Consider the following 15419-nt stretch of genomic DNA (forward strand, 5'->3'; position numbering starts at 1 on the left):
CGAACTCCGGAATCCGGACCGACCGCAAGCGGCACAGCTCTGCCCCGATCACTCCGGAGCGGCGTCGCCCCCACCACCAGCACTTCAGAGCGTCAACCGCCCAGCGACAGAAGGACTTGCCATGTCTGAGCACCAGCCTGCGCCCGCCGCGAGATCCACCCTCTCCCGCCGCTCCGCCCTGGCCGCCGCTCTGGCGGTCCCGGCCACCGGGATGCTCGCCTCCCACGCGGTCGCCGCTCCCGACGCACCTCCGACGCAGGCCCCCGCCGCCCGCCGCCCACAGCCCGCCAACGCTTTCGCGCCCGACTTCGGCCCGAACGTCATCGTCTTCGACCCGTCCACCGGCGGCATCCAGGGGAAGCTCGACGAGATATTCAGGAAGCAGGAGTCGGCGCAGTTCGGCACGGCCCGTTACGCCCTGCTGTTCAAGCCCGGCACCTACAGCGGCCTCAACGCCCAGATCGGCTTCTACACCTCGATCATGGGCCTGGGGCTCTCCCCCGACGACACCCATTTCAACGGTGACGTCACCGTCGACGCGGGCTGGTTCAACGGAAACGCCACCCAGAACTTCTGGCGTTCGGCGGAGAACCTCTCCCTCTCCCCGGTCAGCGGCGCCAACCGCTGGGCGGTCTCCCAGGCCGCGCCGTTCCGCCGCATGCACATCCGCGGTGACCTGAACCTCGCCCCCAACGGCTACGGCTGGGCCAGCGGCGGCTACATCGCCGACAGCCGCATCGACGGCACCGTCCAGCCGTACTCCCAGCAGCAGTGGTACACCCGCGACAGCTCGATCGGCGGCTGGCTGAACGCGGTGTGGAACATGGTGTTCTCGGGGGTGGAGGGCGCGCCCGGCGACTCCTTCCCCAACCCGCCGTACACCACCCTGAACAACACCCCGTACTCCCGGGAGAAGCCCTTCATCTACCTCGACGGCGCCGAGTACAAGGTCTTCCTGCCCGCCCTGCGCACCAACGCCCGCGGCACCAGCTGGGGCCGCGGCACCCCGCAGGGCCAGTCCCTCTCCCTCTCCGCCTTCTACGTCGCCAAGCCGGGCGACAGCGCGGCCACCCTCAACGCCGCCCTCGCCCAAGGGTTGCACCTGCTGCTCACCCCCGGCATCTACCACCTCGCCCAGCCGATCGAGGTCAAGCGGGCGAACTCCGTCGTCCTCGGCATCGGCTACGCCACCCTCATCCCGGACAACGGGGTCACCGCGGTGAAGACCGCCGACGTCGACGGCGTGCGGCTGGCCGGCTTCCTGGTCGACGCGGGACCGCAGAACTCCAGGACGCTCGTCGAGATCGGCCCCTCGGGCGCGAGCGCCTCGCACGTCGGCAACCCGACCACCGTCCAGGACGTGTTCATCCGTATCGGCGGCGCGGGCGCGGGCAAAGCCACCACCAGCATGGTGGTCAACAGCCGCCACACCATCGTCGACCACACCTGGGTCTGGCGCGCGGACCACGGCGACGGCGTCGGCTGGGAGACCAACCGGGCCGACTACGGCGTGGTCGTCAACGGCGCGGACGTACTGGCGACCGGCCTGTTCGTGGAGCACTTCAACAAGTACGACGTGCAGTGGAACGGCGAGCGCGGGCGCACGATCTTCTACCAGAACGAGAAGGCGTACGACGCCCCCAACCAGGCCGCCATTCAGAACGGCAGCATCCGGGGCTACGCCGCGTACAAGGTCGCCGACTCCGTCAACACGCACGAGGCCTGGGGACTCGGCAGCTACTGCTACTACAACGTCGATCCGTCCATCGTGCAGGAGCACGGATTCCAGGCCCCGAACAAGTCCGGCGTGAAGTTCCACCACCTGCTCGTCGTCTCGCTCGGCGGCAAGGGCCAGTACGCGCACGTCATCAACTCGACGGGCAACCCCACTTCGGGCTCCGACACGGTGCCGTCCCAGGTGGTCCAGTACCCCTGAACCGCCTTCTCCCACCGGCCAGTTCACCCACCCGCAAGGAGAGCAGCATGCACTCCGGCACCCCCCGAAGACAGAGCCGCACCCGCAGAATCGCCCCCGTCGTCGCGCTGGCGACGGCCTGCGCCCTGACCTTGCTGACGGGCCTCGCCTCCGCCGCGCCGGCCGACAATCCGGGCAGCCCGGCCACTGCCGCCGCCGCGGCCTGGGACACCGACCGCGCGGCCGAGGCGTACGCCGCGAACCCGGCATCCGCGACCGCGTCCGGCAACGAGGCGGGCAGTGCCGGCCCCGGCGCCGCCTTCGACGGCAACGCCTCGACCCGCTGGTCGAGCCAGTTCGCGGACGACGCGTGGATACGCGTCGACCTCGGCACCACCCTGCGCGTCGATCGCGTCGTGCTGGACTGGGAAGCCGCCCACGGCAAGAAGTACGTCCTTGAGGTGTCGAAGAACGGCACCGACTGGACGCCCTTCTACACCGAGACGGCGGGCACCGGCGGCACCGTCACCACCCACACGTATCCCCGGGAGGTGACGGGACGCTACGTCAGGATGCGCGGCGTCGAACGCGCCACGCCCTGGGGCTACTCGCTGCACGCCTTCAAGGTCTACGGCGGTGAACCCGCCCCGGCCTCGACGACCCGCTCGAACCTCGCCCTGCACCATCCCGCCTACTCCAACCGCTATCAGCACGCGGGCAACTCACCGTCCTTCGTGACGGACGGCGGCCGGCCCGCCGACCTCAAGGCCGATCAGTCCCGCTGGTCCAGCGACTGGAACGCCAACCGCTGGGTCTCGGTCGACCTGGGGGCGCGCTCCACCATCGACACCGTGGACCTGTACTGGGAGGCGGCCTACGCGGTCGATTACGAGCTCCAGGTCTCCGACGACAACCAGAACTGGCGCACCGTGCACAAACCCTCCGCCTCGGAGGTCGCGGCACGGCGGGCCAACGTCAAGTCGCCGGGTGACGCGGTGGGTCTGCACGACAGCGTGAAGCTCTCTCAGCCGGCCACAGGGCGCTATGTGCGGATGCTCGGCAAGGAACGCCGGTCCTTCTACAACCCCGCTCCGTCCACGGCCCAATTCGGTTACTCGCTCTACGAGTTCGAGGTGTGGGGTACGGGCGGCAGCGCGTCCGCCGCGTATCCGGCGCTCCCGGGGGACCAGTCGGGGGCGTACCGGACGACGTTCTTCGACGACTTCACGGGCGCGAGCCTGGACCGCTCCAAGTGGCGGGTCGTCAGGACCGGTCAGGAGATGGGTTCGGTCAACGGCGAGTCGCAGGCGTACGTCGACTCCACGAACAACATCCGTACGGAGAACGGCAGTCTGTCCCTGGAGGCGAAGTACTGCGACAACTGCACCACCGCGGGCGGCGGCACCTATGACTTCACCTCGGGCCGCGTCGACACCAACACCAAGTTCGACTTCACGTACGGCAAGGTCAGCGCCCGCATGAAGCTGCCGGTCGGCGACGGTTTCTGGCCCGCGTTCTGGATGCTGGGCAGTGATGTCGACGATCCGGACGTCTCGTGGCCCGCCTCCGGCGAGACCGACATCATGGAGAACATCGGCTACGGGGACTGGACGAGCTCCGCGCTGCACGGTCCCGGCTACTCGGCGGACGGCAACATCGGCGCCCGCCAGACCTATCCGGGCGGCGGCACCGCCGACCAGTGGCACACGTACGCGGTGGAGTGGACACCGACGGGCATGCGCTTCTACGTCGACGACCGCCTCGTGCAGGAAACGACGCGCGACAAGCTGGAGTCCACCCGCGGCGAGTGGGTCTTCGACCACGACCAGTACGTGATCCTCAACCTCGCCCTGGGCGGCGCCTACCCGGCCGGCTGGAACAAGGTCACCCAGCCGTACTGGGGCCTGCCGCAGGCAAGCGTGAACAAGATCGCCGCAGGCGGGGTCAAGGCGGAGATCGACTGGGTGCGGGTCGAGCAGAAGGGCTGAGTCGAGCAGAAGGGCTGAGGTCGCCCTCTCGGGCGGGGGGCGGCAGGGATGCGGGGCCGACACGGCCCCGCATCCGGGTCCAGCCCCCGCCCCGCGTCGCCGACGCACGCGCCGACCAGCTGAAGTCACCGCCCGGCCGGCGAGGCGGAAACGCACAGAGTGCAACGGTTCGTACCATCTCCGCGTGTGTGCGGACAGTGAAGCCATGGCGGAGTAACGTCGTGACGGCGCGATCGGAGCGGCTGGTTGACGGCAGCCACCGCGCACCGGGTGGCGTCGGCCGCCCCGGGCGCGAGGAACGAGGCTCCCCCTCGTCGCTTCCTCGCGCGGTGCCCTCCATGGGTGTGATGCGGGATTTCCCACCACGAGGGGCCTGGCGGGAGCCGCCTCGTCGGCGATGCGGCTCCCTGCCGGCCCGCGGGGAAGCCGACCCCTGGCGGCGTTGCGACGGCGGGCTGACGGGCCGCCTCACGCAGCCGTCTGCCCCGCGCGCTCAGAAGGCGTACCTGACGCGCAGCCACGGCGCGTGTGTCGCGATCAGTTGTCGGATGCGCGCCAGGGACTGCTGCTTGATCTCCAGGGAGTAGCGCACGTTCAGGGCGCCGTTCTGTGAGCGCTTCGTCTCCTGGGCCTCCGGCTGCCACAGCACGTCCTCGGCGCGGGGGTGCCAGCCCAGGTTGACCTCGTGGAGCGCCTGGTTGTGGGTGAGCATGATGACCTCGGCCGCCGCCTGTTCCTTCACGCGGGCGGGCAGGACGTCGTCGAGGTGGGTGAGCAGATCGGCCCAGTCCCGCTGCCATCCGGGGCGGAGGACGACGGGCGAGAGGTTGAAGTGGACCTCGTATCCGGCGTCGACGAAGTCGGCGGCCGCGGCGATCCGCTCGTCGACCGGGCTGGTGCGGATGTCGAGCAGCCGGACGTCGTCGGCCGGCATGACCGAGAACCGCACCCGGGTGCGGTTCTGCGGGTCGAGCGCGAGCAGATCAGGGTTGACGAACTTGGTCGCGAAGGAGGCCTTCGCCGTCGGGAGGCCGCGGAACGCCGCGATGAGGTCTGCCGTGTTGTCGCAGACCAGAGCGTCGACGGAGCAGTCGCCGTTCTCGCCGATGTCGTAGACCCAGGCCTCGGGGTCGCACTGGTTGGGTTCCGTCTTGGGGCCCTGAGCCCGTACGTGACGCCGTACGTGGGCCACGATCGCCTCGATGTTGGTGAACAGGGTGATGGGGTTGGCGAAGCCCTTGCGGCGGGGGACGTAGCAGTAGGCGCAGGCCATCGCGCAGCCGTTGGAGGGGCCGGGCGCGATCCAGTCGGCCGATCTGCCGTTGGGTCGCGTGGCCAGGGTGTGCTTGACCCCGAGGACCAGCGTCTCGGTCTTGATGCGGACCCACCGGCCGATGTTGCCGTCATTGCCGTGCAGTTCGGGGATGTTCCAGTGACTGGGGACCTCGGTCACGCGCGCGTTCGGCAGCCGGGCCATGATCTGCCGGCCGCGTGGCGAGTCGAGGGCGGCGGGCTCCGCGTAGACCTCGCGCACGTCGAGCATCCGGCGGGCCTGCGGGCTGTCGCGGAAGGGCTGCTGCGGGGTCCGCCCCGGTTCGGTGTCCGCCCACCCGAAGAGCGCTTGCTGCTCGGGTTCCTCCGCCGCCCTGTCCACGTGCTGATCCTCTCCCGGGTCTTCTCGTCCTGCCGTCAATCCCGGCGGCCGCGCTCCTGCTCGAGCAGCTCGTCGAGATCGGAGAGCCGGTCGAGGCCCCGCACCGCCTGCGACATCCGCGCGTTGTGCTCGAACCGCTCGCGGTGCCGGTGCAGCAGATTCCAGTACCCGGCGGTGAAGGGACAGGCGTCCTCGCCGACCCGTACGGACGGCTTGTACCGGCAGGGCCCGCAGAGATCGCTCATGCGGTCGATGTACGCGCCGCCCGACGTGTAGGGCTTGGTGGTCATGCGGCCCCCGTCCGCGTACTGCGACATGCCCACCACGTTCGGCACCATGACCCAGTCGTAGCCGTCGACGAAGCTGCGGTGGAACCAGTCGGTGACGGCCCCCGGCTCCCACCCGCGCTGCAAGGCGAAACTGCCCAGGATCATCAGGCGCGGAATGTGATGTGTCCAGCCCGTCTCGCGGACCTGCCCCAGGACGTGGGTCAGGCAGTTCGCGTCGGTCCCGTCCGGGGACAACTCCGTGAACCAGTCGGGAAGTTGGGCGCGATGGCGCAGGGTGTTGCTCGTGCGGTACTCGGTGCCGAAGTACCAGTAGACGTGCCAGACGAACTCGCGCCAGCCCGCGATCTGCCGTACGAAGCCTTCGGCGCTGTTGAGCGGCGCGTCACCCGACCGCCATCGCGCCTCGGCCTTCTCGACGCATTCGGCCGGGTCGAGAAGGCCGAGGTTGAGCGAGGAGGAGAGCAGGCTGTGGCTCATCGTCCTGTCCTCGGCGAGAACGGCGTCCTCGTACGCCCCGAAAGTGGCGAGCCGGTGTGCGACGAAGCGACGGAGCGCGGCGAGTGCTTCGCGGCGCGTGGCGGGGAACGTGCGGGGCCCGTCGTCGCCGACGAACTCGACGTCCCCGTCACGCGCCCAGCGGTCGAGATCGGCGCGCACCTCGCCGTCGATGTCGCTCTCGCGAGGATGGTACGGCGCCGGTACGCCCAGGTCGGCGGCGTCTTTCGGCGGGGGCTCCCGGTTGTCGTGGTCCAGGTTCCACTTCCCGCCGACGGGGCTGTCGCCCTCCATCAACAGGTCGTGCGTCCGGCGGACCCAGCGGTAGAAGTCCTCCTGCCGGAGGTGCTTCGCGCCGTGGCCGTCCGCCCAGGTCCTGAACTCGTCGTGCGTCACGAGAAAACCGCGCGCGGGCAGGACGCGTACGGAGGGCAGCCCGTCCACGAAGGCGCGGGCCGCGTGGGACGTCGGGTGGTGCACGGTGACGGGGGTGTCCTCCCCCACTGCCTGCCGCAGGCCCTCCCGGTAGGTGTCCGCCTTGACGTACCGCACGCGGTCACCGAGCTCCGCGGCCCGATGCCGCATCGCCGACAGGATCAAATGGGCCTTGGCACGATGGAAACGCCGCCGCCTGAAGACGCTGCGGGCCTCGATCATCAGGAGCGGCGCGTCCCGGTGCGGGCCGCCCCGCGCCGGATCGACGAAGTGGGGCCCGAGCTGATCGCCGAACAGCCAGTGGTGGGCACCGGACTCTTCCGCCTTCTCCGTCTTCTCAGCCTTCGCCGTCATACCGGGATCAAAGCGCACGAGAGGACGCCCCGCCGGCGACACACGCCGGGCGGACAGTCACGACGTCCGGCCAGCCGCGCAGCTACCCGCGCCCTGACGCCGCCCGCGCGGGCCCGCGGTTCAGGAACCCTTGGCCGCAGGCTCCAGAATCGCCACGCACTCCACATGATGCGTCATCGGGAACAGGTCGAACGCCCGCAGCGACCGCACCCGGTAGCCGCCCTCGCGGAAGTAGCCCAAGTCACGGGCGAGCGCGGCCGGGTCGCAGGCCACGTACGCGATGCGGCGCGCGCCCAGCTTCGTCAGGTGGCGGACCGTCTGCTTGCCCGCGCCCGCGCGCGGCGGGTCGAGGACGATCAGGTCGACCTCGGTGATGCCGGTGCGCGGCAGGGTGGCCTCGACCTTGCCCTGTTCGATGCGGACGCGGTCGAAGGCGGCGAGGTTGTGGCGGGCGTCCTCGACGGCTCGCTTGCCGGACTCGATGCCGAGGACCGCGCCCTTCTCGCCCACCCGGTCGGCGATGGCGCCCGCGAACAGGCCCACACCGCAGTAGAGGTCGAGGGCGGTGTCGCCCTTGCGCGGCGTCAGGCCCTGCATGACGGCGAGCATCAGCGTCTCGGCGGCCTTCGGGTGGACCTGCCAGAAGCCGCCGTTGCCGACGCGGTAGGTGCGGCCGTCGGCGCGCTCACGGACGAAGGGACGGCCGTGGACGCGATGGATGCCGCCGTCCTGTTCGGCGACCCGGAGGACCGAGACCGGCTTGTCCAGCTCGACGAGGGGCAGGCGCGCGCCCGGCTTCGGTTCCAGGATTACCTGGCGGTCCTGGGAGCCGGTCGCTGCGATCGCCTCTACCGACTCCATGCCGGCCCAGTCGTGCTTCTCGATGCCGAGCTCGGAGACCCCGGGAGCGGCGATCATGCAGTGCTCGATCGGCTCCACCTCGTGCGAGCGGTGGCGGCGCAGGCCCGCGTTGCCGTCGGGGTCCACCGCGTACTGGACGCGGGTGCGCCAGGCCGGGACCTCGCCCGGGGGCAGCTTGTCGCCCTCGGCCGGGACGACCGTGCCGTCCCAGCCCGCCTCCTCGGGGGTCAGACCGGCCAGCCGCTGGAGCTGCTCGGCGATGACCTCGCCCTTGAGGCGGCGCTGTGCGCCCGGCTTCGCGTGCTGCCAGTCGCAGCCGCCGCAGCGGCCGGGGCCCGCGTACGGGCAGGGGGCCTCGACGCGGTCCTTGGAGGGGTCGAGGACCGTCACCGCGTCCGCGCGCAGGAAGCGGGACTCCTCGTCGCCGTCGGTCACGCGCGCGATGACCTTCTCGCCGGGGAGCGTGTGGCGCACGAAGAGGACGCGGCCCTCCGCCGTACGGGCCACGCAGTGGCCGCCGTGGGCGACCGGGCCCACCTCGACCTCGTACTCCTGCCCGATGAGGGAGGCCGCCTGCGAGCCCTCCTTCGAGTTCCCCGCCTGCGATTTCTTCGGTTCTGCCTGCATGGCGGGGTGACTCCACTACGTAAGGGGGCATCGGCCGAAAGGAAACGGCCGGACAACAGCCCACCAGTCTACGTGGGTGTTGTCCGGCCGCTCACCAACCGCGGGGGTCAGGCCTTGTTGCTGGGCTCCTTGGGGCGCTTCTCCACCGGTCCCCGGCGCACCGCACCCGGCGCGTTCCACTCCGACCGCTTCCGGGCCCGCTTCTTCGCGGCCTCGGAGGAGTCGAGCTGGTAGGGGACGGAGGTGACCATCACGCCAGGAGTGAAGAGCAGGCGGCCCTTGAGCCGGAGCGCGCTCTGGTTGTGCAGCAGGTGCTCGTACCAGTGGCCCACCACGTACTCCGGGATGATCACGCTGACCACGTCGCGCGGGCTCTCCCGGCGGAGGTTCTTCACGTACTCGATGATCGGCCGGGTGATCTCGCGGTAGGGCGAGTCGAGGATCTTCAGCGGGACGGTGATGCCGCGCCGCTCCCACTCGGCCCGCAGGGCCTTGGTCTCCGCCGGGTCGACGTTGATGCTCAGCGCTTCGAGGGTGTCCGAGCGCATCAGCTTGGCGTAGGCCAGGGCGCGCAGCGTCGGCCGGTGGATCTTGGAGACCAGGACGATGGAGTGCACGCGCGAGGGCCGCACGCTGTCGTCGGACGGGGTGTCCGGGGCGGCGATCTCCTCGGCGACGCGGTCGTAGTGACGGCGGATCGCGGACATCGTCGCGTAGAAGATCACCATGCCGAGCAGGGCGACCCACGCGCCGTGCGTGAACTTCGTGACGAGTACGACGACCAGGACCATGCCCGTGAAGAAGGCGCCGAAGGTGTTGATCGCCCGCGAGCGGATCATGTGGCGCCGCTTGGCCTGGTCCTTCTCCTTGCGCAGGTGGCGGTTCCAGTGCCGGACCATGCCGATCTGGCTGAGCGTGAAGGAGACGAAGACGCCGACGATGTAGAGCTGGATCAGGCGGGTCGAGTCCGCGCCGTAGATGACGACGAGCAGGGCCGCGGCGCCCGCGAGCAGCACGATGCCGTTGGAGAAGGCGAGCCGGTCGCCGCGGGTGTGCAGCTGGCGCGGCAGGTAGCGGTCCTGCGCGAGGATCGAGCCGAGCAGCGGGAAGCCGTTGTAGGCCGTGTTGGCCGCGAGGAAGAGGACGAGCGCGGTGGCCGCGGCCAGGACGATGAAGAGGAAGCTGCCGTTGCCGAAGACGGCCTCGGCGACCTGGGAGATGACCGGGTTCTGGACGTAGTCGCCGCCGACCGGAACACCGTTGTGGAACAGGTCCTTGGCCGGGTTCTCCGCCATGCGGACCTTGGTCGTCATGGCGAGCGCGATGATGCCGCAGAACATGGTGACGGCGAGCGCGCCCATCAGGGCCAGGGTGCTCGCCGCGTTCTTGCTCTTGGGCTTGCGGAAGGCCGGGACGCCGTTGCTGATGGCCTCGACGCCGGTGAGCGCGGCACAGCCGGAGGAGAAGGCCCGCAGGAGCAGGAAGACCAACGCGAAGCCCGCGAGGCCCTGGTGCTCGGGCTTGATCTCGTAGTCCGCCGTGGGCGCCTTCATCGTCTCGCCCAGGACGATGCTCTGGAAAGCACCCCAGGCGATCATGATGAAGACGCCGGCGACGAAGACGTACGTCGGGATGGCGAAGAGCTTGCCCGACTCCTTCACGCCACGCAGGTTCATCACCGTGAGGAGCACGATGACGGCGACGGCGCAGAGGACCTTGTGCTCCACGACGAACGGGACCGCCGAGCCGAGGTTCTCGATGCCCGAGGAGATCGACACCGCCACGGTCAGGACGTAGTCGACGAGCAGGGCGCTCGCGACGGTGAGCCCGGCCTTGGGTCCGAGGTTGGTGTTGGCGACCTCGTAGTCGCCACCACCACTCGGGTAGGCGTGCACGTTCTGGCGGTACGACGCGACGACGGTGAACATCAGCACGACGACGGCGACAGCGATCCAGGGGCTGAAGTGGTACGCCGACACACCCGCGATCGAGAGGACGAGGAGCACTTCTCCCGGGGCATAGGCCACGGAGGAGAGCGGGTCGGACGCGAACACCGGTAGAGCGATGCGCTTCGGCAGGAGGGTTTCTCCGAGCCGGTCGCTGCGCAGTGCGCGCCCGATGAGGATCCGTTTGGGCACGTCGGTCAGTTTGGACACGCAGAGGATCGTAAGCGTTCGAATGGGTGCCCGCCCACCCACCACCCCCTAACCGCGCCGGTTAGCCACGACGCGCCGCCGGGGGCTCCGCCCAATGCCCGGAAACCGGACGGCCGTCGGTGGTCTGCGGTGCTTGCGGCACCTCCCGCGCCCCGTACCGCTCGGCCACCCGCTGCTCGGCGCGGTGGATCGCACGGGAGGGCCACCAGGTGGCACGGCCGAGGAGCAGCAGCGCCGCCGGCAGGATCATGATGCGGATCACGAACGCGTCGAGCAGGACGGCCGCCGCGAGGACGAAGCCCATCTGCTTCATCTCCAGGATGTGCAGCATCACGAAGCTCGCGAAGACGGTGACCATGACGATCGCGGCACTCGTGACGACCTTGGCCGACGAGCCGATGCCCTCGATGACGGCCTGCCGGGTGGGTACGCCGTTCAGCGCGGCCTCCCGGATCCGGCTGACCACGAAGACCTGGTAGTCCATCGAGAGCCCGAAGAGGATCACGATGAGGAAGAGCGGCACCCGCGAGGAGATCCCGCCGAGCGAGACGAACGAGAGCAGTTCCTCGGCCCACTTCCCCTGGAAGACCAGGACGAGCAGTCCGAGCGCGGAGGCGGCGGAGAGCAGGTTCAGCACGATGCCGAGCAGTCCGAGGATCACCGAGCGGAACGCGACGACCGTCATGGCGAAGGTCATCAGGAGCAGGAAACCGAGGACGAGCGGCAGCTTCTGGTTCTGGTGTTCCACATAGTCCGTGCCGCGCGGCACCTCGCCGGTGACGGCCGTCTCGACGCCGGGCAGCTTGCCCACGGTGGCGGGGAGGTGGTCGTCGCGCAGGTGGTCGAGGGAGGCGACGGCCTTGTCCGAGTACGTGGCGTGCGGGGCGTTGAGCTCCAGTGTGGTGGTCCTGCGGTCCTTCGATGTGCGCAGGAGCGGAGCCGCGGAGGGGTGCGCGAACAGCGGGTCGGCCTGCGCCCTGCGGTCCAGCGCGGTCAGGGCGTCGCGTACCTCGCCGGCCTGCGAGGCCTCGGCCCGCACCACGACCTGGTGCCGGACGCGCTGCTCGGGGAAGGCGTCGAGCAGTCGGTCGTACCCCTGCATGGCCGGGATGTCGCGCGAGAAGCTGTCGCGCGCCGGGTCCTTGAGCTCGATGTCCAGGGCGGGCAGCGCCAGGCCGAGCAGGACGAGGACGGAGAGGCCGAGGGTGAGCGCGGGGCGCTTGCGGGCCGGGGTCAGCAGCGCGTTCCAGGCCCGTCCGGGCTTCTTCTCGCCGTACGTCCTCACCGGCTTGCCCTGCGCCTGCCGATTCAGCGCCCGGCGTTCCGTGCGCCGGCCGAGCTTGACGAGCAGCGCGGGGAGCACGGTCACCGAGCTGACCACGGCGACGCCCACGACCAGGATGGTGCCGGTGGCGAGGGAGTCGAAGATGACGTCGCCCGCGAGGTAGAGGGCGGCGGTGGAGACGATCACGGCGAGTCCGGAGACCACGATCGCGCGGCCCGCGGTGGCCGCGGCCGCCTCGACCAGAGCCTCGGAGGTGAGGCGGCCGCCCGCGCGGGCCCGTTCCTCGCGCTCACGCTTGAGGTAGAAGAGCGTGTAGTCGACGCCGACCGCCATGCCGATGAGCAGGATCATGTTCATCCCGACGCCGGTGTCGGGCAGCAGGTGCGAGGCCAGCATCGCCAGGCCCATGGTCGCCATGATCGAGGTGATGGCGAGGAGCAGCGGTACGCCGACCATGACCACGGAGCCGAAGACCAGGGCGAGCGTGATCAGCGTGATGGGAAGCGTGATCGTCTCGGAGAAGGCGAGGTCCTCGCCCCGCTGGTCGTTGACGCCCTTGCTCACCGAGGCGGCGCCGGTCTCCTCGATCACCAGGCCCGGGTGGGCCTTCTTGACCTGCTCGGTCTGGGCCTGGAGCGGGATGACGTTCTTCTTGCCGTCCTGGTCGGGCCCGTTCAGCTCCACCTGGATCCGCAGGACGCGTCCGTCCTCGGAGCGGACCGGGGCCGCGACCGACGCGACCTCCGACAGCGACTTCATCCGGGTGGTGACGTCCTTGACGGCGGCGTCGGCCGCCGCCTTGTCCAGCGGCCCCGATTCGGAGCGGATCAGCACCTGCTCCGTGGGCCGCAGCTGGACGCCGCCCTCGGTCGCCAGGGCCTCGGCGCGTCCCGCCTCCCCCACGCGGTAGTCCTCACTGCTCGCGCTGTTCATGCCGGTGGCGATGCCGCCGCCCAGACAGAGCACCACGAACACCAGCCAGCCGATGATCGCGCGCCCCGGATGCAGCGCGCTCCATCTGGCCACGCCCACCGTGACCGATCGCTTCCCCATGACCATCCCCACCCCTTCGCGGGCTCCCGAGCCCGGCACGGTCCTTCACGTCCTTCATGTGTAAGTTGAGACTGACAGGTGAAGGAACGAGCCGTCAACTGTCATTCGATGCCGGGCGGAGGTGGATTGACAGTGGTTCCCGTCATGCGTAAGTCTTGGCTGACAGGTTTGGCCGACAGGCTTCGGGACCAGTGAGAACACCAGCGAGAAGGCGGGCCATGGACAGCGAAGAGCTGCTCGCCTTTCTCTCCGCCGTCGGCCACGCCCAGCGGATCCGGATCATCACCGAGCTCGCCCCGGGGCAGCTGTACGTCAGCGAACTGGCGCGGCGGCTCGGCGTCTCCCGGCCCCTGCTCTACATGCACCTCGAACGTCTGGAGAAGGCCGGTCTCGTCGTCGGCCGCCTGGAACTCTCCGACGACGGCAAGGCGCTCAAGTACTTCGAACTGGCGCCGTTCGACGTGCGCCTGAATGTGGACACGATCCTCGCGGCCGTCCGGGAGGACGCGTCCGACGAGGCAGGACAGCACTCACCTGAGGGGTCTTAATGGACGACGTGATCATCCCGGTCGCCTTCTTCCTGATACTCGCCGGCGCGGTCGTGTCGGTCGCCTACTTCCAGTCGCAGCGCAACCGCGAGCGTGACCGCCAGTGGGCCGAGGCGATGGAGCAGTACCGCGAGGTCGTCGAGCGCGCCAGGTCGGAGCAGGAAGCGGCGCGGCTGCAGATCGTCGAGCTCAGCTACCGGCTCAAGAACGTCGAGGGCCTGCTGCGCAGCGTGGACTGAGCCCGTACCGGCCCCCGCGAGCACCGGCAGGTGCACGGGGGTGCCCTCCGCGGACCGTGCGTGTGTAGCTTGGGCGTCGGTCTGAGACGCTTTTACCGTTCAGCCTGAGCAAAAAGTATTGACACAGCCGGAAGGACGGGCGTGCACATCGTCATCATGGGCTGCGGGAGAGTCGGATCCGCTCTCGCGCAGACCCTGGAACAACAGGGGCACACGGTCGCCGTGATCGACCAGGACCCCACCGCCTTCCGCCGTCTGGGCTCCGGCTTCGGCGGCCGTCGCGTCACCGGCATCGGCTTCGACCAGGACACCCTGCGCGAGGCCGGCGTCGAAGAGGCGGGCGCCTTCGCCGCGGTCAGCAGCGGCGACAACTCCAACATCATCGCCGCCCGTGTGGCCCGCGAGATGTTCGGCATCGAGAACGTCGCCGCCCGCATCTACGACCCGCGCCGCGCCGAGGTCTACCAGCGCCTTGGCATCCCCACCGTCGCCACGGTCCGCTGGACCGCCGACCAGATGCTGCGCAGGCTGCTGCCCTCCGGGGCCGAGCCGCTGTGGCGCGACCCCACCGGCGGCGTACAGCTCGCCGAGGTGCACGCGTCCGCGTCCTGGATCGGCCACAAGATCAGTGAACTGCAGGAGGAGACCGGCGTACGCGTGGCCTTCCTCACCCGGCTGGGCGAGGCGGTCCTGCCGACCTCGCAGACGGTGCTCCAGGAGGGCGACCTGGTGCACGTGATGATGCGCACCGACGAGGTCGAGAAGGTCGAAGCGGCGTTCGCCGAAGGCCCCGAGGAAGGCGGTCACTGATGAGGGTCGCCATTGCCGGAGCAGGCGCGGTGGGACGTTCCATCGCCGGTGAGCTCCTGGAGAACGGGCACGAGATTCTGCTCATCGACAAGGCGCCGACCGCCATCTCGGTCGAGCGCGTCCCGCAGGCCGAGTGGCTGCTCGCCGACGCCTGCGAGATCACCTCACTCGACGAGGCGGCGCTCCAGCGCTGCAACGTGGTGATCGCCGCGACCGGCGACGACAAGGTCAACCTCGTCGTCTCGCTCCTCGCGAAGACCGAGTACGGCGTGCCGCGGGTCGTCGCCCGCGTGAACAACCCCAAGAACGAATGGCTCTTCAACGAGTCCTGGGGCGTCGACGTCGCGGTCTCGACCCCGCGTCTGATGTCCGCGCTCGTCGAGGAGGCGGTGAGCGTCGGTGATCTCGTACGCCTGCTGCGCTTCAGCCACGGCGACGCGAACCTCGTCGAGCTGACCCTGCCGCCCGAGTCGGCGCTCGCGGGCACGACGGTCGGCGACGTCCAGTGGCCCCAGGACACCTCGCTCGTGACGATCATCCGCGGAACGCGCGTCCTCGCGCCGACCCCGGATGATTCCCTCGAGGCGGGGGACGAGTTGCTGTTCGTCGCGGCCCAGGCCCGCGAGGAGCAGCTGGAAGACCTGCTGTCGGTGCGCAGGGAGGAGACGGCGAGTTGATCGCCGCCCTCACTCGTACGTGACGAGGGGGC

Annotated in this window: 11 protein-coding genes; 6 read left to right on the top strand and 5 right to left on the bottom strand. The window is 69.8% G+C overall.

Annotated features, from left to right (window positions below; translation table 11 throughout):
- Nucleotides 1-121 precede the first annotated feature (121 nt).
- Nucleotides 122-1936 (top strand): coagulation factor 5/8 type domain-containing protein, encoded by a 1815-nt coding sequence (locus ACWGIH_RS13405; protein ID WP_453443303.1) that lies wholly within the window; start codon nt 122-124, stop codon nt 1934-1936.
- 47 nt (nt 1937-1983) lie between these two features.
- Complete coding sequence (locus tag ACWGIH_RS13410) at nt 1984-3903, top strand: discoidin domain-containing protein (RefSeq protein WP_453443305.1); 1920 nt, start codon at nt 1984-1986, stop codon at nt 3901-3903.
- A gap of 493 nt (nt 3904-4396) precedes the next feature.
- Here the strand turns inward: ACWGIH_RS13410 and ACWGIH_RS13415 are convergent, their stop codons facing one another.
- From ACWGIH_RS13415 to ACWGIH_RS13435, 5 genes are all read right to left on the bottom strand, one after another.
- Nucleotides 4397-5557: a spore photoproduct lyase family protein gene (locus ACWGIH_RS13415; RefSeq protein ID WP_453443306.1), complete on the bottom strand. Its 1161-nt coding sequence runs from the start codon at nt 5555-5557 to the stop codon at nt 4397-4399.
- Between the two features lie 35 nt (nt 5558-5592).
- Nucleotides 5593-7131, bottom strand: coding sequence for a cryptochrome/photolyase family protein (locus ACWGIH_RS13420; protein ID WP_453443307.1), 1539 nt, complete (start codon nt 7129-7131; stop codon nt 5593-5595).
- Nucleotides 7132-7251: 120 nt separating this feature from the next.
- A complete protein-coding gene (locus ACWGIH_RS13425; RefSeq protein WP_453443308.1) occupies nt 7252-8619 on the bottom strand; it encodes a class I SAM-dependent RNA methyltransferase in 1368 nt (455 codons plus the stop codon).
- 107 nt (nt 8620-8726) lie between these two features.
- Nucleotides 8727-10775: an APC family permease gene (locus ACWGIH_RS13430; protein ID WP_453443310.1), complete on the bottom strand. Its 2049-nt coding sequence runs from the start codon at nt 10773-10775 to the stop codon at nt 8727-8729.
- Nucleotides 10776-10836: 61 nt separating this feature from the next.
- Nucleotides 10837-13113, bottom strand: a complete 2277-nt coding sequence (locus ACWGIH_RS13435) for an MMPL family transporter (protein ID WP_453443312.1) — start codon at nt 13111-13113, stop codon at nt 10837-10839.
- Between the two features lie 218 nt (nt 13114-13331).
- Between ACWGIH_RS13435 and ACWGIH_RS13440 the strand changes: the two genes are divergently transcribed.
- From ACWGIH_RS13440 to ACWGIH_RS13455, 4 genes are all read left to right on the top strand, one after another.
- Nucleotides 13332-13661, top strand: coding sequence for an ArsR/SmtB family transcription factor (locus ACWGIH_RS13440; RefSeq protein ID WP_363209915.1), 330 nt, complete (start codon nt 13332-13334; stop codon nt 13659-13661).
- Nucleotides 13661-13900: a hypothetical protein gene (locus tag ACWGIH_RS13445; RefSeq protein WP_190082440.1), complete on the top strand. Its 240-nt coding sequence runs from the start codon at nt 13661-13663 to the stop codon at nt 13898-13900. The genes ACWGIH_RS13440 and ACWGIH_RS13445 overlap by 1 nt, the downstream gene beginning before the upstream one ends.
- A gap of 141 nt (nt 13901-14041) precedes the next feature.
- Complete coding sequence (locus ACWGIH_RS13450) at nt 14042-14710, top strand: potassium channel family protein (protein WP_367045579.1); 669 nt, start codon at nt 14042-14044, stop codon at nt 14708-14710.
- Nucleotides 14710-15387 carry a potassium channel family protein gene (locus ACWGIH_RS13455; RefSeq protein WP_453443315.1) on the top strand — a complete coding sequence of 226 codons (678 nt, stop codon included), beginning with the start codon at nt 14710-14712 and terminating at the stop codon, nt 15385-15387. Before ACWGIH_RS13450 ends, ACWGIH_RS13455 begins: the two co-directional genes overlap by 1 nt.
- Nucleotides 15388-15419: the final 32 nt, after the last annotated feature.

Source organism: Streptomyces sp. NPDC054872 (genome assembly GCF_053610705.1).